Below are 21134 nucleotides of genomic sequence, written 5' to 3'. Positions count from 1 at the left end.
ACATCAATTCATGGCATATGCAGCGGCCCGTGCGGCCATCGGGGACAGCGAGTTCGACCGCGACACGGCGGTGGCGGCAAGGCCGGACGAGCCGGGCGCGTACGACACCGAGCTGTCGGCCGGCTGGACGATCATCCGCGCCGTCAACGGCGGCTACCTGCTCGCCGTCGTCGGCCGCGCGCTGCGGGCCGCGCTGCCCCACCCCGACCCGATCACCATCACGGCGCACTACCTGACCGCCTCGGAGCCGGGTCCCGCCGTGATCAGGACCGAGACGGTACGCGCCGGGCGCACCATGTCCACCGGGCAGGCCTCCCTCTACCAGCACGACGACGAGGGCCGCGAGGTCGAGCGGATCCGGGTCATGGCGGCGTACGGCGACCTCGCCGCACTGCCCGACGACGTCCGCACCCGCGCGCTGCCGCCCTCGATGCCGGCCTACGACGACTGCGTCAGCTCCGCGGACGCGCCCGACGGCGGACCGGTCACCGGCTCCACCGCGATCCTGGACCGGCTCGACCTGCGTCTCGACCCCGCCACCGCCGGGTGGGCGATCGGCGCGCCGTCCGGCGCGGGCGACATGCGGGGGTGGCTGGGACTGGCCGACGGGCGCGACCACGACGTGCTGTCGCTGCTGCTCGCCGTCGACGCGCTGCCGCCCACGGCATTCGACCTGGGGCTCGCCGGGTGGGTGCCGACCCTCGAACTGACGGTGCACCTGCGGTGCCGTCCCGCGCCCGGACCGCTGCGGGTCTCCCTGACCACGAGGAACCTGGCCGGCGGCCTGCTGGAGGAGGACGCGGAGGTCTGGGACTCCGCGGATCGCCTGGTGGCCCAGGCCCGCCAGCTGGCCCGCGCCCCGCGCCCCTGAGCCGCCCGGGCCCCGGCCCTTCCCGCGCGGCCCTCCCCTACGGCTCCGCGTGCGGGGGCCGCACCCGCCCCCGGCGCCGCGTGAGCCATTTCACGACCCCCGCACCTGCGGGCCCGCGCGTGTCCGGCGCACCCCGGAGCCGGCGGGAAGCGGCACCGGGACGGTGCGCAGGGTGCGCGAGGGGGTCGAGGTGAGCGTGGCGGACCGTAGAATCGGGGGATCATGGCCTACTTCGATCACGCCGCCACCACGCCCATGCTCCCGGAGGCGGTCGAGGCGATGACCGCCCACCTCACCGTGACGGGGAACGCGTCAGCACTGCACGCGGCGGGCCGCCGCGCCCGGCGGACCGTCGAGGAGTCGAGGGAAGCCCTCGCGGCGGCACTGGGCGCGCGCCCGAGCGAGATCGTGTTCACCGGCGGCGGCACCGAGTCCGACAACCTGGCCGTGAAGGGCCTGTTCTGGGCGCGCCGGGCGGCTGACCCGCGCCGGGTCCGTGTCCTGGCCAGCCCGGTCGAGCACCACGCGGTGCTGGACGCCGTCCACTGGCTGGCCGAGCACGAGGGCGCCGTCGTGGAGTGGCTGCCGGTGGACCCGTACGGCAGGGTGCTGCCCGAGACGCTGCGCACCGCCCTGGCAGCGCGTCCGCAGGACGTGGCGCTGGTCACCGTCATGTGGGCGAACAACGAGGTCGGCACGATCCTTCCGGTCGCCGAACTCGCGGCGGTCTGCGCCGAGTTCGACGTGCCGATGCACTCGGACGCGGTCCAGGCCTTCGGCCAGACCGAGGTCGACTTCGCCGCCAGCGGCCTGGACGCGATGACGGTGACCGGGCACAAGGTGGGCGGCCCCTACGGAATCGGCGCGCTGGTGCTGCGCAGGGACGACACCCCGGTGCCGCTGCTGCACGGCGGCGATCAGGAGCGCAGCAGGTCCGGCACCCTCGACGTGCCGGCCATCGCGGCCTTCGCCACGGCGGGCACCCTGGCCGCCGAGCGGCGGGAGGAGTTCACCGCCGGGGTCGGCGCGCTGCGGGACGAGCTGGTGCGCGGCATACGCGCCGCGGTGCCCGACGCCGTCCTCAACGGCGACCCCACCGCCGCGGGCCGCCTCGCGGCGAACGCGCACTTCACCTTCCCCGGCTGCGAGGGCGACGCCCTGCTGCTGCTGCTCGACGCCCAGGGCATCGCCTGCTCGACCGGCTCCGCGTGCACCGCGGGTGTGGCGCAGCCCAGCCACGTCCTGCTGGCGATGGGCCAGCCGGCCACCCACGCCAGGGCGACCCTGCGGTTCTCGCTCGGCCACACGACGACCGCGGACGAGGTCTCCGACGTCATCCGGGCGATCGGTCCGGCCGTCACCCGCGCCAGGACCGCGGGCCAGACCTGACACCCGCGCCGACCCGGCTGCCGCCCCCGGGCAGACGGACGGCGTGCACGACGCTACGGTCGTGGGATGGATGATCGGCTTCGCGCGGTGTGCGACCTGATGATGCCCACCGTCCGCGAGATGGCCGGGCTGCACGACTACGACGGCCGCGTGCAGGACCTCTCCCCCGACGGGATACGCCGGGCGCTGGCCGCGGTCGGCAGCGCCAAGCGCGCCTCCGCCCCCCTCGACGACCCGCACGACGAGGCGCACCTGGCGGTCTTCGAGGAGTCGCTGCGGGTCCAGTACGGGGACCTCGAACTGCACAGGCGCGACCCCTACCCGCACCTGTCGAATCTCGAACTCGCCTGCTACGACCGGGAGTACGCGCCCCGCAAGGAGCGGGCCACGGCGCGCAGGCGGCACCTGGAGCAGTGGCCGGACGCGGTGGACGCGGCGCTGGCCTCCCTCGACCGGGTGAGCGCCCCGGTGGCCACCGCGCTGCTCGGCACCGCGCACGGGCTGGCCGCCGACCTCGACCCGGACCGGGACGGGGTCGAGGCCGCGGCACTCGCCGCGCACTCCCGGCTGATCGCGCGGATGGAGCACGCAGCCGTGAACGGCGACCCCGACCCGCGGCTCGGCGGGCCCGCGCTGGCCGCGCTGATGGGTGCCCAGGAGGGCATGCGGGTCGACCTCACGGCGCTGGCCGAGGCGGCGGACCGGGAGCGGGCCCGGCTGGACCGGCTGCTCGTCGACTCGTGCAGGACGCTGGACCGGAACCGGTCGGTCGACGAGCTGATCCCCGAACTGCTCGCCGACCACCCAGGCCCCGACGGGGTCATTGCGGCGGCGGCCCGGCTCACCGAGGAGGCCATCGCCTTCACCCGGGAGCGCCGCCTGGCGCCATACCTGGACGGCGAGTGCCTCGTCGGGCCGGCGCCGCCGTCGCGGCGCTGGGCGATGGCGATGATGACCTGGGCGGGCCCCGAGGAGCCCGAGTCGCCGTCCTGGTACCACGTGACCCCGCCCCAGCCGGAGTGGCCCGCCCAGGAGCGCGAGGAGTGGCTGACGGTCTTCAGCAGGACCAGCCTGCCGTCGATCACCGTGCACGAGGTCGCCCCCGGCCACTTCGCCCACGGGCGCGCCCTGCGGCACGCGACCAGCCCGGTCCGGCGGGTCCTGCACAGCCTGTCCTTCTGCGAGGGGTGGGCGCACTACGTGGAGGAGGTCTGCCTCGAGGAGGGCTTCCGCGCCCGCGACCCGCGGTTCGCCATCGGGGTCGCCCTCGAGGCGCTGGTCCGGGTCACCCGGCTGACCTGTGCGATCGGTATGCACACCGGAGCGATGGACGTGGCCGAGGCCACCCGCCTGTTCATCCGGGACGCCCACTTGGCCCCGGCGGCGGCCGCCGCGGAGGCGAGGCGCGGCACCTTCGACGCCGGCTACGGGCGCTACACCTGGGGCAAGCTGGAGATCATGCGGGCCCGCGCCCGCGCCGAGCGCTCCCCGTCCTTCACGCTTCCGGCCTTCCACGCCGACCTGCTGGCGCTCGGCGCCCCTCCGCTCGGCCTCCTCGCGACGTAGGGCGGATCCGCGCCGCGCGGCGGCGGCTGGTACGTGCGCGGCGGTGAGCCCCACGCGGGCGGCAGCTCAGTACGTGCGCGGCGGTGAGCCCCACGCGGGCGGTCCCGAGAAGGCCTCGCGGTCGAAGAAGGGCTGCGTGTTGGCGCGCAGCCACATCGCGACCGGGTCGTAGCCGTCGGCCATGGCGACGGTCGAGACCGGGAGGCCTTCGGGCACGCCGGCCACCGCCTGCTGCATCATCAGGCGGACCGACTCGACGGCCTGCGGCGAGGAGTCGTAGACCTCGACGCCGATCGCGAGGTAGGGCTCGCCGACGGACGGCTGGACCCAGGCCTGGCGCAGGGCGCGTACCGCGCCGGTGCGGTGCGCGGCCTTGGCCAGCAGCGCGTAGAACTGCGGGATCTGCAGTGACGGTTCGCCGATCTGGAGCGGCCCGGCCGGCAGCAGGTCGAGGCCGCCGGCGACCCGGCGCAGGTCGGGCCAGGGGATGCCGACGCCGCCGCCGTTCGCGTGCGGGTTGAGCCAGAGCCCGCAGTGGTCGGGGAAGAGGGTCAGGGCGATGTCCCGGCCGGAGACGATCTCGTGGTCCCGGTTCCAGCCGCTGGCGGCCAATTCCCGCGGTGAGGTGCAGCACGGCGCGTAGCGGTGCCCGCCGACCTCCATCGCCGCGTACTGCGCGTCGGGCGTCCCCGGTGCGCCCTGCCAGAGCAGCATCCAGACCTGGCCGTCGGCCAGCGACGCGAGCAGGTTCTCGTACGCGTCGAAGCGGCCGGGCGCCACCCGGAGCAGCATCTGCTCCACATGGCCGGCCGCCGCGCCGCCTTGCGCGCCCGCGATCACGTCGGACCGCCCCTTTCCCGTCGTTCGGTGTACCGCCATCAAACCAGGTCGGCTGTTCCCGGTGGAATGCTGACCGACTCAAGCGCCGCCGGCTAAATGGCGCGTATACGGCGGGTATACGCAAGCTCGGGGCCGCGCGCGCGAGTTGGCCTCGGGTGCGGTGGTCAGTCCCGGCTGTAGAAGGGGCGCACGACCTCCAGCATCCAGTCCCCCACCGGGTCCTGGGCGATGTCGAGCAGGATCAGGTGCACCGGCCAGGGCAGCGGGGCGGCGCCCAGGGCGCGGCCGAGCGCGTCCATCGCGGCGGCCCTGTCCTGCTCCTGCCAGCCGTCGAGCTCGACCCCGATGAAGAGCGCGGGCGGGTCCTCCTCGACCGCGGCCATGGCCCGCCGGGCGCTGAGCACGACCGGGGTGACGGCGTACTCCGCGGCGGCGACGGCAAGGAAGTCCACGGGTTCCTCGTCGGGGGCGGGCTCCCACAGCCGCACCCTGGCGCCGCTGGGGCTCTGCTCGCCGTAGGCGCCGACCCGCTCGGTGCGGCACAGCTCAGCGACGGCCGCGGGCGGCAGCGGCACCCCGACGGCTCCGCCGGGGTTGACGGCGATGCCGATCAGCGGGGGCAGCCCGCGGGCGAACTCGCGTACCGGCGCGACGGTGCAGGACATGCCCTCCGCGGCCTTCCTGAACTGCTGTTCCGAGCTGAAGACCGGCACGTAGGGCGCGCCGCCCAGTTCGAGGGTGGGCAGGTCGAGGCCCCCCGATCCGGGCGGGCCGCCGTTGGGCAGCGGCACCCACACGTGGGAGCGGCCGAGCACCTCGAGCAGCCGGGGGGTCGCCGAGGGGTTGCCGAGGCTCGCCGCGAGGACTTCCTCCAGCTCGTTCGCCGGCCATATGTAAGGTGCCGGATTCTCCATGTCCACCCTTGTCCGCGCTTGTGCCACTGTCGGCGCCCGTGTCCTGCCCGGAAACACTAGCGGCTGAGCGCCCAGGACGCCTCGGCATGCAATGATGGCGGCACAATACGCATACCGGCCGTTGGAGGCCGCGCGGGAGAGTTCCGGCCCCCTCCCGGGGGGCAGGGCGCCGAAGGAGCAAGTCCTCCCTTGAATCTCTCAGGCACAGATACCGCGCGGGCGAGGCAGATCTGAAAAGCGGGCGGGCCGTCGTTCACCGGTCCCGCCCCACCCAAGGTGCAAACCGTGACCCGCAGGGGTCACGGTGAACCTCTCAGGTTCCGATGACAGATGGGGAGGCCGGGGTCAGCCCCGGCCGGATTCCGTGTCCCCGTCCGCCGCCTTTGGGAGCCCTTTCGATGAGCGAAACGTCGAACGAACCGCTGAGCGCACCGCCCGCCACGTCCCCGCGCCGCACCGCCCTCGACGCGGTGCACCGCGCGCTCGGCGCCACCATGACCGACTTCGCCGGCTGGGACATGCCGCTGCGGTATCGCAGCGAGCGCGACGAGCACCAGGCCGTACGCACCAGGGCCGGGCTCTTCGACCTGTCCCACATGGGCGAGATCACCGTGACCGGGCCGCAGGCCGGGCAGGCTCTGGACTACGCCCTGGTCGGCCATCTGTCGGCGATGGCGGTCGGCAAGGCCCGCTACACGATGATCTGCGCCCCGGACGGCGGCATTCTTGACGACCTGATCGTCTACCGGCTCGCCGACGAGCGCTACCTGATCGTCGCCAACGCCTCCAACGCGCAGACCGTGCTCGACACGGTCGCGCTGCGCGCGGTGGACTTCGACGCCCGGGTGAGCGACGACCGGGACGCGTACGCCCTGCTGGCCGTACAGGGTCCCGCGGCCCCCGGCATCCTCAAGGCGGTCACCGACGCGGACCTGGACGGGCTGCGCTACTACGCCGGCCTGCCCGGAACCGTCGCGGGCGTGTCCGCGCTGATCGCCAGGACGGGCTACACCGGCGAGGACGGCTTCGAGCTGTTCGTGGACCCCGCGGACGCCGAGCGGCTGTGGCAGGCGCTGCTCGAGGCGGGCGCGGGCGCCGGGCTGGTGCCGTGCGGGCTGTCCTGCCGCGACACCCTGCGCCTGGAGGCCGGCATGCCGCTGTACGGGCATGAGCTGACCGCGCAGGTGACGCCCTTCGACGCGGGGCTCGGGCGGGTCGTGAAGTTCGACAAGCCCGGTGACTTCGTCGGCCGGGAGGCACTGACCGCCGCCGCGGCGCGGGCCGCGGACATCCCGCCGCGCAAGCTCGTCGGGCTGGTCGCCGAGGGGCGCCGCGTGCCGCGGGCCGGCTTCGGCGTGACCGACGCGTCCGGCGCGGTCGTCGGCGAGGTCACCTCGGGCGCGCCGTCGCCCACCCTGGGCGTGCCCATCGCCATGGCGTACGTGGACGCCGCCCACGCCGCGCCGGGCACCGAGGGGGTCGCGGTCGACATCCGGGGCAGCCGGGAGCCGTACCGTGTCGTGGCGCTGCCCTTCTACCAGCGCGAGCGCTGACCCTCCGAGGTTTTCCACAGGCGCGGGGTTGTCCACAGGCTGCCGCGTCGGCTCCGTCATCATCTCTTCGCATCCGGGAGAATTCCGTCATGAGCATCAATCCTGAGCAGCTGCGTTACAGCAAGGAGCACGAGTGGCTCACCACCCCCGAGGACGGTGTCTCCACCGTCGGCATCACCTCGCACGCCGCCGACGCGCTCGGTGACGTCGTCTTCGTGCAGCTCCCCGAGGTGGGCGCGACGGTGACGGCGGGCGAGAGCTGCGGCGAGCTGGAGTCCACCAAGTCGGTCAGCGAGCTGTATTCCCCGGTGTCCGGTGAGGTCACCGAGATCAACCAGGACGTCGCCGACGACCCGGCGCTGGTCAATTCCTCGCCGTTCGAGGACGGCTGGCTGTTCAAGGTGAAGGTCTCGGAGGAGGGCGCGGACCTGCTGACCGCGGCCGAGTACGACGCCTTCACCGCGGTCTGACCCTCGTCCCCACCCGCACACCAGGAAGGGCCCATGTCGCTCCTGAATCAGTCCCTGCACGACTTCGACCCCGAGGTCGCCGCCGAGGTCGACGCCGAGCTGCACCGCCAGCAGTCCACCCTGGAGATGATCGCCTCGGAGAACTTCGCCCCGGTGGCGGTCCTCGAGGCCCAGGGCTCGGTGCTGACCAACAAGTACGCCGAGGGCTATCCCGGCCGCCGCTACTACGGCGGCTGCGAGCACGTCGACGTCATCGAGCAGCTGGCCATCGACCGGGTCAGGGCGCTGTTCGGCGCCGAGGCGGCCAACGTCCAGCCCCACTCAGGTGCCCAGGCCAACGCCGCCGCGATGTTCGCGCTGCTCAAGCCGGGCGACACCATCCTCGGCCTGGACCTGGCGCACGGCGGCCACCTGACCCACGGCATGAAGATCAACTTCTCCGGGAAGCTCTACAAGGCCGCCGCCTACCACGTCGACGCCGACACCGGCCGGGTCGACATGGCCGAGGTCGAGCGGCTGGCCAAGGAGCACCGGCCGCAGCTGGTCATCGCCGGCTGGTCGGCCTATCCGCGGCAGCTGGACTTCGCCGAATTCCGGCGGATCGCCGACAGCGTCGGCGCCTACCTGATGGTCGACATGGCGCACTTCGCCGGGCTGGTCGCGGCCGGGCTGCACCCCTCGCCCGTCCCGCACGCGCACGTGGTCACCACCACGACCCACAAGACCCTCGGCGGCCCGCGCGGCGGTGTCATCCTGTCCACCGCCGACCTCGCCAAGAAGATCAACTCCGCGGTCTTCCCCGGCCAGCAGGGCGGCCCGCTCGAACACGTCATCGCAGGCAAGGCCGTCGCCTTCAAGGCCGCGGCCACCGACGAGTTCCGCGACCGGCAGGCCCGCACCCTGGAGGGCGCCAGGATCCTCGCGGAAAGGCTCGGCGGGGACGACCTGGCCGCCGCGGGCGTGGCGGTGCTCTCCGGCGGCACCGACGTGCATCTGGTGCTGGTCGACCTGCGCGAGTCCGCCCTCGACGGCCGGCAGGCCGAGGACCGGCTGCACGACATCGGCATCACCGTCAACCGCAATGCGATCCCCGACGACCCGCGGCCGCCGATGGTGACCTCGGGCCTGCGGATCGGCACCCCGGCGCTGGCCACCCGCGGCTTCGAGGCGGACGCCTTCCGCGAGGTCGCCGACATCATCGCGGCCGCGCTCCAGCCGACCTTCGACGCGGACGCCCTGCGGGCGAGGGTCACCGCGCTGGCCGAACGGCACCCGCTGTATCCGACACTCGCGCCATGACCGCCCCGCGGTGTGCGGCGGGCAGCCGCCCGCCGCACACCGCGGACGGTACGGCGACACCCCCCGCGGACAACGGCGTCCGCGGTCGACCAGGAGCACTGAACGCATGGCTATCTCCGTATTCGACCTCTTCTCCATCGGCATAGGCCCCTCCAGTTCCCACACCGTGGGACCGATGCGGGCCGCCCGGATGTTCGCGCAGCGGTTGAAGACCGAGGACCTGCTCACCCGCACGGCGGCCGTCAGGGCCGAGCTGTTCGGTTCTCTGGGCGCGACCGGCCACGGGCACGGCACCCCCAAGGCGGTGCTGCTGGGCCTGAGCGGCCACTCCCCCCGCACGGTCGACGTCGGGACGGCGGACGCCGAGGTCGCCGCGATCCACGCGGACCGGCGCCTGGCGCTGCTCGGCGCGCACGAGGTGGACTTCGACCCGGCGGCCGACCTGGTGCTGCACCGCCGCCGCTCGCTGCCCTACCACGCGAACGGCATGACGCTGTCGGCGTATGACACGGACGGTGGCGTGCTGCTGGCGAAGACGTACTACAGCGTCGGCGGCGGCTTCGTGGTCGACGAGGACGCCGTCGGTGCGGACCGGATCAAGCTCGACGACACCGTGCTGCGGTATCCCTTCCGCACCGGCGACGAGCTGCTGCGGCTGTCGCGGGAGACCGGCCTGTCCATCTCGGCGCTGATGCTGGAGAACGAGAAGGCCTGGCGCTCCGAGGCGGAGATCCGGGCCGGCCTGCTGGAGATCTGGCAGGTCATGAAGGAGTGCGTGCGCAGCGGCATGTCCCGCGAAGGCATTCTGCCCGGCGGCCTCAAGGTCCGCCGCAGGGCCGCCACCTCGGCCCGCCAGCTGCGTGCCGAGGGCGACGCGGCAGCGCGGGCGATGGAGTGGATCACCCTCTACGCGATGGCCGTCAACGAGGAGAACGCCGCCGGCGGCCGGGTCGTCACCGCCCCGACGAACGGAGCGGCCGGCATCATCCCCGCCGTCCTGCACTACTACCTGGAATTCATCCCGGGCGCCGACGACGAGGGCGTCGTCCGCTTCCTCCTCGCGGCCGGGGCCATCGGCATGCTGTTCAAGGAGAACGCGTCCATCTCCGGCGCCGAGGTCGGCTGCCAGGGCGAGGTCGGCTCCGCCTGCTCCATGGCGGCCGGCGGCCTCGCCGAGATCCTCGGCGGCACCCCGGAGCAGGTGGAGAACGCAGCAGAGATCGGCATGGAGCACAACCTCGGCCTGACCTGCGACCCGGTCGGCGGCCTGGTCCAGATCCCCTGCATCGAGCGCAACGGCATGGCGGCGGTCAAGGCCGTCACCGCCGCCCGCATGGCCATGCGCGGCGACGGCCGCCACCACGTCTCCCTCGACAAGGTCATCAAGACCATGAAGGAGACGGGCGCCGACATGAAGGTCAAGTACAAGGAGACCGCCCGCGGCGGCCTCGCCGTGAACGTCATCGAGTGCTGACCACGTAGGCCCTGACCTGCGACCTCCCGCCTTCCAGCTCTGTCGGAGCCTTCCTGGTTTGCACAGGGAAAAGTCCCCGGGAAGTCCCTCCGACAGAGCTGAAAGTCCCTGAAAAGTCCCTGGGATTCCGCGCAGCAGAAGGTCTTCCACCAGGGGCTACTCGCTGCTCCATCGGCCGCGGGGGCGGTCGCCGGGGCAGGTCCCATAAATCCCTGGGCACCGCGTCCGCCGCGCCCAACGCCGACTGCACCACCACCGGCGGTACCACGTTGGCCTACTACGCCAACGACCTGACTCAGCAACAGACCGCCGGCACCCGACGCCAGACCTGGACCCTCGACTCCGCGCTCCGCTACCGCGGATACACCACCGAGAGCAACACCGCCGGCACCTGGACGCAAATGGAAACCCCCGCACTGGGCAGCCCGCCGCCCGCTACGCCTGGCTCGGCGGCAGGCAACGCTCCGACGAACCCCCACCGGCCTCGTCCTCATGGGCAATACGTATCTACGACCCGGGCTCCGGGCGATTCCTGTCCATCGACCCCGTCCCCGGCGGCAGCGCCAACGCCTACGGCAACGGAGACCCGGTCAACCACGACGACCCAGACGGGCGAGGCTGGTGGAAGAACATGGCCTCGGCGCCGTCACTCTGGTAGGAGAGAGGCCTGCGGAGAGCCCATCTCGGATCCCGCAGCGCCTCGCAGTCACGATCGGTCAGGTCCACAGCAGGAGCGGGACACGACATCCCCTGGCGTTACGCAGCACCCACACGGTGTGTCCGAGGCTCCCAACGGACTCGTCCGCACTGCCGACATGCGCCTCAGGACCTCCCTTGGTGCTGGGGCATACGCCCCCGTCCCACCCTGCTGCGGCGCGCCGGCTCACAGAGCGAGCAGGATGCGGCCGAAGGGGCCGCCCTCGGCCAGGAGGCGCTGCGCCTCGGAAGCCTTCTCCAGCGGGAAGACCTGCGCCACCTTCGGGTGGAGCTCACCCTGCGAGACCAGGTCGAGCAGGGCCGCGTTGGCGGCGTTGACCTGGTCGGGGGTGAACAAGGCGAACCTGAATCCGTGGACGTGGGCGTTCTTCCATATCAGGTCGGTCACGTTGATCTCGGCACCCACTCCGGCCGCGTAACCGATGCTGACGAGGGTGCCGTCCACGGCCAACGAGTCGAGTGCCTCCCCGGTGACCGAACCCCCGACGCCGTCCAGCACGACGTCCACGCCCTTACCATCGGTCAGCCGCGCCACCCCTTCACGCAGCGACTCGTGCGTGAGGTCGATGACCTCATACCCTGCGGATCGGCCCAACTCTGCCTTCTCAGTGGTAGTGGCCGTGGTGATGGCCTGCGCCGCGCCCAGGACGCGGGCGACCTCCACGCCGCCCTGACCGACCGCACCTCCGACACCCGGCGCCAGTACGCTCCGGCCGGCGCGGAAGCCCGCCAATTCCTTCAGCGCCAGGTAAGCGGTCAGGTAACCGGCGCCGGTGGTCAGCGCGGCGGCGGTCTCGTCGTCGACGCCGTCCGGGATCGGCACCAGATGAGCCGCGTCGACCGCGATGTAGTCGGCCCACGAACCGTCGGCGCTCACCCCGTACCGTCCTCCACTCAGCACGACACGGTCACCTGCGGCCAGTCCCGAGGCGCCGGGCTCCTTGACCCGCCCCACACCGAAGCCACCCGGCCGGATCGGCAGCGGCTTGTGCAGGGCGGGTGCGAGCTTTCCTGAACGCACCGTCTCGTCCAGTGGGTTGACCCCGGCCACCGACATCCTGATGAGCACCTGTCCCTCGGTGGGCACCGGCAGGTGCCTCTCCCGCAACTCCAGTACGTCATACCCGCCGAACTGGTCGTATTCGATGGCGCGCATGGTTCGTTCCTCACCTCGGCCCCGTCCATCGGTCGGACGACCGATGACTCATGACACGAAAGAAGCGTAACCATTTTGGTTACATTGCTCAAGTGGTGGATCGGGCTGCGCTCAGCTGGAGTCCCGATCCAGGCCGACGGCGAAGAGCCTTTTGAAGGCGCGGTCGACTGTCGACGGCAGCAGATCGGGAGTTGTGAAGGCTTCCGCGTAGCCGGCGTCGTAGCACGCGGTCGCGAGGTGGGCGGCTTGCCGGGCGATGAGCGGTTCGGCGCCCTGCTCGATCAGTGCCGCCTCCAGGGCGTCGGTGTACCCACGTTCCTTGACCAGGCTGCACGCCTGGAGTTGCGCTGTCTCGGCGATCAGCTGCTCGCGCATCGGGAAATGCAGGGCCTGGACCGCTTTGGAGTCGGCGAGCACCAGGCAGCCGGAGTGGGCGGCTCGTAGCGCATCGGCCAGTGAATCCCCGAGCGGTGCCTTGGTGCGGGCCGCTCCGGCCACAGCCTTGGCGAGCAGGAGATGAGAGGCGGAGTCGTCCTCGAAGAGCACGTCCGCCTTGTCCGGGAAATGACGGAAGAACGTGCTGCGCGCCACGCCGGCCGCAGCAGTGATCTCCGCCACGGTGACCGCGTCGAACCCGCGCTCGGCGAAGAGCGCAACAGCCTCGCGAACGATCCGCTCACGAGTGCGCTGCCGCTTGCTGACCCGCTCCGACGACGCCACCTCAGTCATGTTCATCAGGTTACCGGAAGGTAGATGAAGGTCTAGAAATTTGACACTACGGCCATCCAGAATGAGACTCAGTCCCGAAACTTCCCCTCGGGATGATCAGCCCGAGGGGAGGACAAAGCTCGCCTCTTGGTGAGTGGTGCCCATGTCAAGAGGAGCAGCCTTGATGGCGGAGCAGAAACCAGAAGGCACAATCGCGCTGGTGACGGGGGCAGCCGCGGTCTCGGCGCCGCCGCGGCACGTCGACTCGCACAGGAGGGCGCCGATGTCGCCATCACGTACCTGCACGCGAAGGACGTCGCCGAGGCCGTAGCGGGTGACTTGAAGAGCCTCGGGGTGCGAGCGGCGGCCTTCCAGGCCGGCCGGGCAAAGCCTGGCCAGCACATCCGCCCGCTCGGGGCACCGTCGCTCGACGAGATCTCGCGCCGGTGGGCCGTGAATGTGCAGGGCCTGGTGGCGACTACGCGAGAAGCGGCCAAGAACATGCCTGACGGTGAGCGCATCATCAACCTGGGCTCAGTCACCGGAGAAGGCAGCGCTGCAGCCGGTCTCGGCGACCATGCCGCGACGAGAGCCGCCGTCTCCCCGGACGACGTAGCGGCCGTGATCGTCTTCCTGGCCGGCCCCGTATGAGCTCGCCATGGCCGTTGGCTGGCCCGGTTGGTGCATGTGGGGTGCGACCGACCAGGTGACACGCAGTGAAGTCAATAGTTTGAGATCACATCGGAAAGATTAGGCAAGACATGGGAACGAAACAGCCCACAACCGCTCGAGTGCTGGCAGCCTACAAGTACTGCGAGGTCGTCACCGACCATGAGGCCCGGAACTTTTCATACGGCATCAGGTTGCTACCTCTTGAGAAACGGCGTGCCATGTCCGCACTATATGCTTTTTCTCGGCTGGTTGACGACATCGGCGACGGCGTCCTGGAACGAGACAGGAAGGAGGAAGAGCTGGAATCAGCCCGCGCAGTGATAAAGCACGTGCAGGCTGGGGAGGTGGATGAGTTCGACGCTAATCCGATAGCCGTGGCACTGGCCGATGCCGCGCGGCGCTTTCCGATTCCCCTCAGCGGACTGGAAGAGATAATTGACGGCGTTCTCATGGATGTCCGTAGTACCACCTACGAGACCTGGGATGACCTCAAGCTCTACTGCCGACGGGTCGCGGGAGCCGTGGGACGTCTCTCACTCGGCGTGTTCGGCACCGTACCCGGCGCGCCCGGGGCGGAACGCGCAGCCGAGTACGCCGACACACTGGGACTCGCGCTTCAGCTCACGAACATACTCCGGGACGTGCACGAGGACGCGGCCATGGGACGTACATATCTGCCTGCTGAGGATTTGAGGATGTTCGGATGCGGGGCGGGTTTCCGCAGTAGCGTACTGCCCCCTGACGCCGATTTCGCCCAGCTTGTCCGCTTCGAAGCCCGCCGGGCCCGTGAGCTGTACGAAAAGGGATTTCGTCTCCTGCCCATGCTCGACCGGCGCAGTGGTGCGTGCGTGGCCGCAATGGCGGGAATATATCGCAGGCTTCTCGACCGCTTCGAGCTCGAGCCCGAGGCAGTGCTGCGCGGCCGGGTCTCACTGGCGGCGCACGAGAAGGCGTACATCGCTGTCCGAGGCCTGTCCGGTTTCGACGCACGCAGTACTTTCCGGAGGCGTGCCGGATCGAGCATGTGATGCGCTGCGGTGAGCAGACACGGCCTACCTGCTCAACGCCTCGCGTCCTTCGAGGAAGTGCAACCGTAAACTGACAGGATTTTGGATCGTGATAGGCACAGGACCGTTCGGAACGAGTATCGGCGATTTCCCCTTCGCCCGGGCCACACAAATCGTGGCCGACCGGGAGACCTGAGGCTGTCCACATACAGGCAGAGGCATTTGATCGTCTCACCACCGGACAAATCTCGGAGACCGTCGGTCCAGGCAACGATGTCGGGAAAGACCCCAGGGACCGATCCACGTGAAGGCGTGCCCACTCTTCCAGTGCTGCTCCTGCGGATGACCGCGGAGAAGCACGGCCGCCCCGTCGACCGCGAATTGGTCGACTTGGTCGACGGAGATCTGACCGACCCCAGAGCGTCACGCAGAAACGCTGCGACGTCTAGGCGCCCACTTTGTGCTGGAGAGGGCGCGCAGCGAGTCACTGCGGTACGCGCAGGACGCTCGCGCGTCGCTGTCCCCGCTGCCCGAGTGCGAGGCGAAGGCTGCGCTGCTCAAGCTCTGCTATCCCGTGGTGGAGCGGACTGAGTAGCTGCGACTGACGTTTCCGTACCGACACGGTGGGACACAGCCTTCGAGGAGGGTCTCGCCGACGGCGCCGCGGTGCTGATGCCTTCGGCTACGCGGCCGACCTCGGATCCGCTTACTCGATGTCATGCGGTTCGACGAGGCGCTCTCATCGCGGCTCTCATCGTCCAGATGACGGCGTGCCCGCGGCCTCCCACATCACCTACGACGTGACGGGCGGGGTTGCCCACGCACCCGGTCGATGTAACAATAATAATTACATCCATTGAACCGAGCGGACACTGTGCCTGACCTGCGATACGACACGCTCCTCGCCCGACGAGAGGGGCTCGTCCGTGACCTCCCGGAAGGCGACAACGAGGACCTGCGCTGGGTGACGAATTCGGCGACCATGATCCTCGGCGAGCGCGACGCCGTACTCGTCGACACCTTCACGACCATCGACCAGAACGAGATCCTGGTCGATTGGATCAAGGAGCACGAGCGGAATCTCACCCACATATTCGTCACGCACGGCCACGGCGACCACATGTACGGGATCGGGCAGTTGCTCGAGGCTTTCCCGGCGGCGCAGGCCGTTGCGACCCCCGGAGCCGTTGCCGGCGCGCGCGTCCAGACATCGGACGACTACCGGGAGGGGTTCTGGGGCCGGCTCTTCCCTGGCCAGATCCCGGCCGCGGTCATCCCCGATGAGCTCGAAGGCGACCGCATCCTCCTCGAAGGCCATGAGCTGAGGGTGGTCGAGACCGGTCACACCGACACCGCGGGGTCCAGCGTCCTGTGGGCTCCCGACGCCAAGCTCGTCGTCGCCGGAGACGTCGTCTACAACAACACCCATATGTATCTCGCCGAGACCGACCCCGCCTCACGCGGTGAGTGGATCGCCGCACTGCGGGCAATCCAGGACCTCGGCGCAGAACACGTCGTCGCCGGCCACAAGCACCCCGACCGCGACGACGACCCGTTCAACATCCAGGAGTCGATCGCCTACCTCTTGGACGTCGAGGAGGCCGTCTCGGCCACAGCGAGCGCGCTTGAGTTGTACCGGACGGTGCTGGCCCGCCACCCGCGACGGGCCAACCCCGGCTCGCTTTGGGGCGCGGCAAAGCTGTTCAAGCCGTCGGCATAAAGTCGCAGAGTGCACACGAGAATCCGAGATCCGAGGGGAAGATGAGCGCGAACAGTCGCCTGTCGATCGCAGTCCACGCCCTGCAATGGGTTGAGTTGCGTGCGCGCATAGGAGGTGCCCCTGCCACCTCTGAGGGGATCGCCGGCAGTGTGCGCACCAACCCCGTCGTCGTGCGCCGTCTGCTCGGTCAGCTGCGTCGCTCAGGGCTCGTCGTCTCGCACCGCGGCGCCCCCGGCGGGTGGAGCCTCGCTCGACCCGCCGAGGACATCACCCTGCTCGACGTGAGGACCGCGCTGGACGACGGCCCCCTCTTCGGCCTGCACAGTTCAGCCCCATCACCCAACTGTCCAATCGGCTACAGCATCCGCACCGAATTGACCGATGTCTACGCCGCCGCAGAGCGCGCGGCCGATGCTGCTCTCGCAGGTACGACGATCGCCTCCACTCTCGACGAGACTCTCGCCCTCTCCGCCCAGAGCCGTCCCGAACTGTTGAAGAGGTTCACACAGACCAAGGGGACGGTCACGAACGACTGACCCGGGCGTCCGGGGTGGGCCCTGGGGAGCCGACAGGCATCTGCGACCAGGTTCAGGTCCACGTCCGCGATCTCCCGGGCGACGTGCGGGAGACAGTCCCGCCGGAAGTCGTCCATGTCCTCGACGTCCGCCGCACGTGGCGGCGGTGTACGAGGTAGCGCCCGGCCCGGTCAGCCCAGCAGCGACACGTCCCGGACGCGCCCTTGTCCGCGCTGGTGGCCATCGCCGCGTAGGCGCGCGGCGCGGCCGAGACCTCGCGTTCCCGGTTCGCGGGCGCCCGGACACCGTTCCTGGCCTCCCGGCGTTCGGCCAGCCCACCGCCGGAACGAGCAGCGGCACCGGTCAACTGCATGCCCTTGCTTCGAGCCCGGACGTAGCGTTTGCGGTGTTCAGGGCCAGTTGCAGGCGGCGGGCGCATTCGAGCAGGCCCACGCCCTGGTCGAGGAGGCCGTGGACCTGCTGCCAGCGCTCCAGGGTGGTCTGTGCGCGCGGCCCGTCCCAGATCGGTGCGTCCAGCACGGTGGTCCAGCAGGTGCTGTGTGCTTTCACCTCGCTCAGGGCGGCTTTCGCACAGGTTGTGCCACAGGTGCCACCTGTCCGCGACCTGTACCGCGTCGGGCAGGGCGCGGCGGATGGCTTCGGCATAGGTCGCGGAGCCGTCGCGGCAGACGACCTCGGCGCCCGGGTGCTCGCGCAGCCATACTTCCAGTGTGTCCGCGGTGCGGCCTGGCACGACGTCGATCCGCTCATGGGTCTCGGCGTCGATGATCACGGTGGCGTAGCGGTGCCGGCGGCGCAGAGCGAAGTCGTCGACGCCGATCACACGAGGTGTCCGCCTGTTCCCCAACGGGATGCGCAGCAGGACGCGCAGGGCCGTGTGGCGAGACGCGCCCACCGCGAGGCTCGCCAGCAAACGGGTCCCGGCCCGCCAACTCCTTGACCACAGCCTTGACCTGCCTGGTCAGGCGGGTAGTTCGCTGCTGATATCGCTCCAGTACTCCGGGCATTTGCTCGCGGAAGGTCTGCCGGCAGCCGCGCGTGGGACACACCAGGCGGCGCACCCGCACACCGACCTCTACACGCCGCCCGTCAACCGGCACGTCGGCCACCGTCCGCAGGTGATAGCCGTGCACCTGCCCCGACGACGCCCCGCACACGGGACAGACCCTCGCCGACAGACAGCGCAAGGTGCCCCGTAGGGGGTCGCGTTGACCGAGTGGCGTGGCATCACCCAGGCCCGTGTTACCTGGTGGCGCTCTCGAAGACCTCGATCGCGCACTTTGCCGCGCCGCTGCGGGCGATGCGGGCGTCGCAGGTGATGAGGGGGATGCCGAGCGCTTCTGCGAGGGCGACGTATTGGGCGTCGTAGGCGCTCAGGTTGGCGTGGAGCCTTTGGATTCGCTCCCAGAAGGGCAGCGTCTCCCGCTTGGTGATCGGCAGCAGCCGGTAAGCGGTGATCGCCCTGCCGACCTCCCTCTCGGTGAGCTTTCCGCCGCGCCGCATGCCGAGGAGGGCCGACTGGACCTCGTAGTCGAGAAGGGTGGGGGCGTAGACATCGGTGACTTGGGCGACACGGTTGCGGATCAGGTCACCGTCGGCGTTGCGAGCGGTGAGGACAGCGACGAGGGCAGAGCAGTCAAGGACGATCAACGGCCCGCCCGCCCTTCGTCGATGGCACTGAGGATGTCGGCGGTGCTGACGTCGGCGGTGGTTTCGCGGTTGAGGCGTTCCATCATCTCGGCCATGGTGGGCTTCGCCGTCTCGCGTTCGATGAGGTCGAGGAAGTATGCCTGGAGAGACTTTCCGGCCTGGGCGGCGCGGATCTTCAGGGTCTGGATCTGGTCCTCGGGGACGTCCCTGATGGTGAGTGCGCTCATGTTTTTAATCTAGCAGCAATGCATGCATTTTGCATGCACCCTGGGTTGCCGATCTACGCCGCCCACGGGCGGCCGGCGCCGATGTCGACACCCGGGAAGTCCCCGGGAAATCCTCGGCACACCTGAGGCTCTCGAAAATGGTCCTGAAACCGCAGGTCAGCGGCACCCCAATGACGGCGGTCGCCCTGAAGGTCAAGCACAAGGAGACCGCCCGCGGCGGCCACGCGGTCAACGCCATCGAGTACTGACCGCACAGCCCGGACCCTTGACCGCGGCCCGGAGGTCCGGCTCCCGGCGGACGGCCCTGGTCCCGTCGCCGCGGAACAGCGGCGGCCCGGGCCGACGAACCGGCAGCATGCCCTAGGCTCGAACATGTGACCGAATCCGAGCCGCCCCGCATCCGGGTCATCCTCCCCGGAAGCCGGGAAGTCCCCGGGCGCCTGATCCGCTGGCGCCAGGACAAGCGGGGCCTGTGGTGGGCGCAGGTCGAGCTGTACGTCCCGGGCGGTGCCGTGAACCGGCTCCCGGGCGAGGACTACGCCGCGGTGCCGCGCGAGCCGGCGACCCCGGACGCCCCGCGATACGTTCTCGCCGTCGACACCCGCGACAGCCCGCCGACCGCGGAATTGCACCTGGAGACGTGTTGGGAGCTGCGCCGCCATGTGCGCTGGCGGCGCGTCACGCCCCTGCTCGACGGCCTCGACGGTCCGGACATGCTGAGATTCGACGACACGACCCGCTGCCCGGTGTGCCTGACCCCTGCCTGACGGCGGGGCGGCGACCCACCGCCGACTCCCGGAGACCGCGGCGGGTTCCACGATCCGGAGCGTCAGCATATGTTGACGCCACATCATACGTCAGCATATGCTGACGCCCATGCAGAGCACACTCGACATCACCGAGGGTGCCGCCAGCAACGACCCGGACGTCGGGCTCCGCGCTGTCGCCGCCCTGCGAGAACTCACCGAACGGCTGGAAGTCCTCCAGATCGAGAACGCGCGGAAGCTCGGGTGGTCCTGGCAGGACATCGCCGAGCGGCTCGGCGTCACCAAGCAGACCGTCCACCGCAAGTACGGCCGCCTGATCGGAGGGCGATGATGTTCGAACGCTTCACACCCGACGCCCGCACCGCCGTGATCCATGCCCAGGAGCACGCGCGCAGGCTCGGGCACGACCACGTCGGCTGCGAGCACCTGCTGCTGGCCGTCGCCTCCCTCGACCGGCCGGCGGGCGCCGTGCTGCGCGAGCACGGCGCCACGCCCGAGCGCGTCGAGGAGGAGATCGTCCGCCAGGTGGGGCTCGGCAGCGCGTCCCGGCTCTTCGGCACCCTCAACCGCGACGCGCTGGCCTCACTGGGAATCGACCTCGACGCCGTACGCGCCAGGGCCGAGGAGTCCTTCGGCCCCGAGGCGCTCACCCGCGCCGACCGGAGCGTGCACCGGGAGTACCGCCCGGCGGGACCGAAGGCCTCGCGCCACTGGCGCAGACGGCGCCACGTCAGGACCCTGCTGACCGCACCGGCCTCCGCACCCGCCGCCACCGGCCTCCACCATGCCGCGGGCACCCGCCCCACCGGGCACATCAGGTTCAGCCCGCGCGCCAAGGAAGGCCTGGCGAACACCGTCCGCGAGGCCCGGGCACTGCATGACGACCACATCGGTGTCGACCACCTGGCGCTCGGCCTGGTGGCCGTGAACGGGGAGGTGGTGCGCTCGGTGCTCTCCGCACTCGGCGCCTCGCCGGCGGCGCTGCGGGCCGCGATCATCGACAGGCGCCGCCAGGCGGTCTGAAGGACCCCGGCACACCGCGCCGGAGCACCGACAGTGCCGCGGGCGCTCTCAGCACCGCCAGCGGGCGGTACGGGCACCGCCCCAAGGAGTACGCGGCGCCGCCCGGCTCAGGCGAGCTCGCCGGCCTCGGCAGGCTCGCCGGGCTCGGCGCTCCCGGCGCTCCCCTCCTCGGATTTACGGGGCGGCCGCACGGTCACCATGCCGGAGGCGAGGTCTATCGGACCTCGCGCCGGGTCGCTGCTGCCCTCGTCCTCACGGGTCAGCGCCAGCCGGTTGCGCTCGTCCTCGGTGTGCTTGCGGCTCGGCGTGAACAATTCCTCGAAGAGATTGAACATACCGGCCTCCTGGGGGCGACTGTCGCTGCCCGTCCCAGGCTACGCCCGCCGCAAAGCGGGAGGTGGGGGGGGGGGGGGGGGGGGGGGGGCCCCCGCGCGGCCGGGGGCCGGCGGGGGGGGGGGGGCGCGCGGGGGGGGGGGGGGGGGGGGGGGGGGGCGGGGGGGGGGGGGCCGGGGGGGGGGGGGGGGGGTGGTGGGGGGGGGGGGCGGGGGGGGGGGGGCGGGGGGGGGGGGGGGGCG

General features: G+C 70.9%; 21 protein-coding genes, 3 pseudogenes and 1 riboswitch. Of the genes and pseudogenes, 16 read left to right on the top strand and 8 right to left on the bottom strand.

The annotated features are described in order from the left end of the window. Positions 1-10 precede the first annotated feature (10 nt). The 3 genes from ACGFMP_RS25185 to ACGFMP_RS25175 all read left to right on the top strand — a co-directional run bounded on the left by ACGFMP_RS25185 (position 11) and on the right by ACGFMP_RS25175 (position 3826). Positions 11-871, top strand: a complete 861-nt coding sequence (locus ACGFMP_RS25185) for a thioesterase family protein (protein ID WP_393675255.1) — start codon at positions 11-13, stop codon at positions 869-871. Between the two features lie 222 nt (positions 872-1093). Further along, positions 1094-2260 (top strand): cysteine desulfurase family protein, encoded by a 1167-nt coding sequence (locus tag ACGFMP_RS25180; RefSeq protein WP_393675254.1) that lies wholly within the window; start codon positions 1094-1096, stop codon positions 2258-2260. A gap of 66 nt (positions 2261-2326) precedes the next feature. Beyond that, positions 2327-3826: a DUF885 family protein gene (locus tag ACGFMP_RS25175; RefSeq protein ID WP_393675253.1), complete on the top strand. Its 1500-nt coding sequence runs from the start codon at positions 2327-2329 to the stop codon at positions 3824-3826. A 66-nt stretch (positions 3827-3892) separates the two neighbouring features. On the opposite strand, the gene ACGFMP_RS25170 is transcribed toward ACGFMP_RS25175, so the two are convergent. Together ACGFMP_RS25170 and ACGFMP_RS25165 are read right to left on the bottom strand one after the other, a co-directional pair. Further along, entirely contained in the window at positions 3893-4705 is an 813-nt protein-coding gene (locus ACGFMP_RS25170; RefSeq protein ID WP_393675252.1) for an enhanced serine sensitivity protein SseB C-terminal domain-containing protein, read from the bottom strand. A gap of 125 nt (positions 4706-4830) precedes the next feature. Next, entirely contained in the window at positions 4831-5580 is a 750-nt protein-coding gene (locus ACGFMP_RS25165) for an enhanced serine sensitivity protein SseB (protein ID WP_393675251.1), read from the bottom strand. A gap of 123 nt (positions 5581-5703) precedes the next feature. Next, positions 5704-5804: riboswitch (glycine riboswitch) on the top strand. Between the two features lie 174 nt (positions 5805-5978). On the opposite strand from ACGFMP_RS25165, the gene gcvT reads away from it, so the two are divergent. From gcvT to ACGFMP_RS25145, 4 genes are all read left to right on the top strand, one after another. Further along, positions 5979-7133 (top strand): glycine cleavage system aminomethyltransferase GcvT, encoded by a 1155-nt coding sequence (gene gcvT, locus ACGFMP_RS25160; RefSeq protein WP_393675250.1) that lies wholly within the window; start codon positions 5979-5981, stop codon positions 7131-7133. A gap of 89 nt (positions 7134-7222) precedes the next feature. Then, positions 7223-7603 carry a glycine cleavage system protein GcvH gene (gene gcvH, locus ACGFMP_RS25155; protein ID WP_393675249.1) on the top strand — a complete coding sequence of 127 codons (381 nt, stop codon included), beginning with the start codon at positions 7223-7225 and terminating at the stop codon, positions 7601-7603. Between the two features lie 33 nt (positions 7604-7636). After that, positions 7637-8902, top strand: a complete 1266-nt coding sequence (gene glyA, locus ACGFMP_RS25150; RefSeq protein ID WP_393675248.1) for a serine hydroxymethyltransferase — start codon at positions 7637-7639, stop codon at positions 8900-8902. 106 nt (positions 8903-9008) lie between these two features. Next, complete coding sequence (locus tag ACGFMP_RS25145; RefSeq protein ID WP_393675247.1) at positions 9009-10376, top strand: L-serine ammonia-lyase; 1368 nt, start codon at positions 9009-9011, stop codon at positions 10374-10376. A gap of 883 nt (positions 10377-11259) precedes the next feature. Here the strand turns inward: ACGFMP_RS25145 and ACGFMP_RS25140 are convergent. After that, complete coding sequence (locus ACGFMP_RS25140; protein WP_393675246.1) at positions 11260-12249, bottom strand: zinc-binding alcohol dehydrogenase family protein; 990 nt, start codon at positions 12247-12249, stop codon at positions 11260-11262. Between the two features lie 111 nt (positions 12250-12360). Beyond that, positions 12361-12978: a TetR family transcriptional regulator gene (locus ACGFMP_RS25135; protein WP_393675245.1), complete on the bottom strand. Its 618-nt coding sequence runs from the start codon at positions 12976-12978 to the stop codon at positions 12361-12363. Positions 12979-13104: 126 nt separating this feature from the next. On the opposite strand from ACGFMP_RS25135, the gene ACGFMP_RS25130 reads away from it, so the two are divergent. The 6 genes and pseudogenes from ACGFMP_RS25130 to ACGFMP_RS25105 all read left to right on the top strand — a co-directional run bounded on the left by ACGFMP_RS25130 (position 13105) and on the right by ACGFMP_RS25105 (position 16892). Further along, on the top strand, positions 13105-13608 hold the full coding sequence (locus tag ACGFMP_RS25130; protein ID WP_393675244.1) for a hypothetical protein: 504 nt from the start codon (positions 13105-13107) through the stop codon (positions 13606-13608). Positions 13609-13718: 110 nt separating this feature from the next. Further along, complete coding sequence (gene hpnD / locus ACGFMP_RS25125; protein WP_393675243.1) at positions 13719-14657, top strand: presqualene diphosphate synthase HpnD; 939 nt, start codon at positions 13719-13721, stop codon at positions 14655-14657. 121 nt (positions 14658-14778) lie between these two features. After that, positions 14779-14899: pseudogene (locus ACGFMP_RS25120) on the top strand (polyprenyl synthetase family protein); the annotation flags it as partial. A 13-nt stretch (positions 14900-14912) separates the two neighbouring features. Continuing rightward, a pseudogene (locus tag ACGFMP_RS25115) lies at positions 14913-15231 on the top strand (polyprenyl synthetase family protein); the annotation flags it as partial. Between the two features lie 279 nt (positions 15232-15510). Continuing rightward, the gene (locus ACGFMP_RS25110; RefSeq protein ID WP_393675242.1) at positions 15511-16356 is read left to right on the top strand and encodes an MBL fold metallo-hydrolase; all 846 of its coding nucleotides are present in this window, start codon (positions 15511-15513) and stop codon (positions 16354-16356) included. A 41-nt stretch (positions 16357-16397) separates the two neighbouring features. Continuing rightward, positions 16398-16892 (top strand): Rrf2 family transcriptional regulator, encoded by a 495-nt coding sequence (locus ACGFMP_RS25105; RefSeq protein ID WP_393675241.1) that lies wholly within the window; start codon positions 16398-16400, stop codon positions 16890-16892. Between the two features lie 364 nt (positions 16893-17256). Here ACGFMP_RS25105 and ACGFMP_RS25100 read toward each other — a convergent pair. From ACGFMP_RS25100 to ACGFMP_RS25090, 3 genes and pseudogenes are all read right to left on the bottom strand, one after another. Beyond that, positions 17257-18067: pseudogene (locus tag ACGFMP_RS25100) on the bottom strand (ISL3 family transposase); the annotation flags it as partial. 67 nt (positions 18068-18134) lie between these two features. Further along, positions 18135-18542: a type II toxin-antitoxin system VapC family toxin gene (locus tag ACGFMP_RS25095; protein WP_393675240.1), complete on the bottom strand. Its 408-nt coding sequence runs from the start codon at positions 18540-18542 to the stop codon at positions 18135-18137. After that, a complete protein-coding gene (locus tag ACGFMP_RS25090) occupies positions 18539-18769 on the bottom strand; it encodes an antitoxin (RefSeq protein ID WP_393675239.1) in 231 nt (76 codons plus the stop codon). Before ACGFMP_RS25090 ends, ACGFMP_RS25095 begins: the two co-directional genes overlap by 4 nt. A gap of 374 nt (positions 18770-19143) precedes the next feature. On the opposite strand from ACGFMP_RS25090, the gene ACGFMP_RS25085 reads away from it, so the two are divergent. The 3 genes from ACGFMP_RS25085 to ACGFMP_RS25075 all read left to right on the top strand — a co-directional run bounded on the left by ACGFMP_RS25085 (position 19144) and on the right by ACGFMP_RS25075 (position 20559). Then, the gene (locus tag ACGFMP_RS25085) at positions 19144-19536 is read left to right on the top strand and encodes a hypothetical protein (protein ID WP_393675238.1); all 393 of its coding nucleotides are present in this window, start codon (positions 19144-19146) and stop codon (positions 19534-19536) included. 109 nt (positions 19537-19645) lie between these two features. Then, positions 19646-19867 carry a helix-turn-helix domain-containing protein gene (locus ACGFMP_RS25080; protein ID WP_393675237.1) on the top strand — a complete coding sequence of 74 codons (222 nt, stop codon included), beginning with the start codon at positions 19646-19648 and terminating at the stop codon, positions 19865-19867. Next, on the top strand, positions 19864-20559 hold the full coding sequence (locus ACGFMP_RS25075; RefSeq protein ID WP_393675236.1) for a Clp protease N-terminal domain-containing protein: 696 nt from the start codon (positions 19864-19866) through the stop codon (positions 20557-20559). Before ACGFMP_RS25080 ends, ACGFMP_RS25075 begins: the two co-directional genes overlap by 4 nt. A gap of 107 nt (positions 20560-20666) precedes the next feature. On the opposite strand, the gene ACGFMP_RS25070 is transcribed toward ACGFMP_RS25075, so the two are convergent. Further along, positions 20667-20894, bottom strand: a complete 228-nt coding sequence (locus tag ACGFMP_RS25070) for a DUF6191 domain-containing protein (RefSeq protein ID WP_393675235.1) — start codon at positions 20892-20894, stop codon at positions 20667-20669. Positions 20895-21134 lie beyond the last annotated feature (240 nt).

It is taken from the genome of Streptomyces sp. NPDC049040 (genome assembly GCF_043197715.1).
Taxonomy (GTDB): domain Bacteria; phylum Actinomycetota; class Actinomycetes; order Streptomycetales; family Streptomycetaceae; genus Actinacidiphila.
Note: the sequence above shows the minus strand (reverse complement) of the source record. Positions and strands in the feature narration are given on the sequence as shown.

What these genes read in the sequence shown, in the direction of transcription:
- ACGFMP_RS25185 (WP_393675255.1), top strand. Translation starts at nt 11, where the DNA reads ATGGCATATGCAGCGGCCCGTGCGGCCATCGGGGACAGCGAGTTCGAC.
- ACGFMP_RS25180 (WP_393675254.1), top strand. Translation starts at nt 1,094, where the DNA reads ATGGCCTACTTCGATCACGCCGCCACCACGCCCATGCTCCCGGAGGCG.
- ACGFMP_RS25175 (WP_393675253.1), top strand. Translation starts at nt 2,327, where the DNA reads ATGGATGATCGGCTTCGCGCGGTGTGCGACCTGATGATGCCCACCGTC.
- ACGFMP_RS25170 (WP_393675252.1), bottom strand. Translation starts at nt 4,705, where the DNA reads ATGGCGGTACACCGAACGACGGGAAAGGGGCGGTCCGACGTGATCGCG.
- ACGFMP_RS25165 (WP_393675251.1), bottom strand. Translation starts at nt 5,580, where the DNA reads ATGGAGAATCCGGCACCTTACATATGGCCGGCGAACGAGCTGGAGGAA.
- gcvT (WP_393675250.1), top strand. Translation starts at nt 5,979, where the DNA reads ATGAGCGAAACGTCGAACGAACCGCTGAGCGCACCGCCCGCCACGTCC.
- gcvH (WP_393675249.1), top strand. Translation starts at nt 7,223, where the DNA reads ATGAGCATCAATCCTGAGCAGCTGCGTTACAGCAAGGAGCACGAGTGG.
- glyA (WP_393675248.1), top strand. Translation starts at nt 7,637, where the DNA reads ATGTCGCTCCTGAATCAGTCCCTGCACGACTTCGACCCCGAGGTCGCC.
- ACGFMP_RS25145 (WP_393675247.1), top strand. Translation starts at nt 9,009, where the DNA reads ATGGCTATCTCCGTATTCGACCTCTTCTCCATCGGCATAGGCCCCTCC.
- ACGFMP_RS25140 (WP_393675246.1), bottom strand. Translation starts at nt 12,249, where the DNA reads ATGCGCGCCATCGAATACGACCAGTTCGGCGGGTATGACGTACTGGAG.
- ACGFMP_RS25135 (WP_393675245.1), bottom strand. Translation starts at nt 12,978, where the DNA reads ATGACTGAGGTGGCGTCGTCGGAGCGGGTCAGCAAGCGGCAGCGCACT.
- hpnD (WP_393675243.1), top strand. Translation starts at nt 13,719, where the DNA reads ATGGGAACGAAACAGCCCACAACCGCTCGAGTGCTGGCAGCCTACAAG.
- ACGFMP_RS25105 (WP_393675241.1), top strand. Translation starts at nt 16,398, where the DNA reads ATGAGCGCGAACAGTCGCCTGTCGATCGCAGTCCACGCCCTGCAATGG.
- ACGFMP_RS25090 (WP_393675239.1), bottom strand. Translation starts at nt 18,769, where the DNA reads ATGAGCGCACTCACCATCAGGGACGTCCCCGAGGACCAGATCCAGACC.
- ACGFMP_RS25080 (WP_393675237.1), top strand. Translation starts at nt 19,646, where the DNA reads ATGCAGAGCACACTCGACATCACCGAGGGTGCCGCCAGCAACGACCCG.
- ACGFMP_RS25075 (WP_393675236.1), top strand. Translation starts at nt 19,864, where the DNA reads ATGATGTTCGAACGCTTCACACCCGACGCCCGCACCGCCGTGATCCAT.
- ACGFMP_RS25070 (WP_393675235.1), bottom strand. Translation starts at nt 20,894, where the DNA reads ATGTTCAATCTCTTCGAGGAATTGTTCACGCCGAGCCGCAAGCACACC.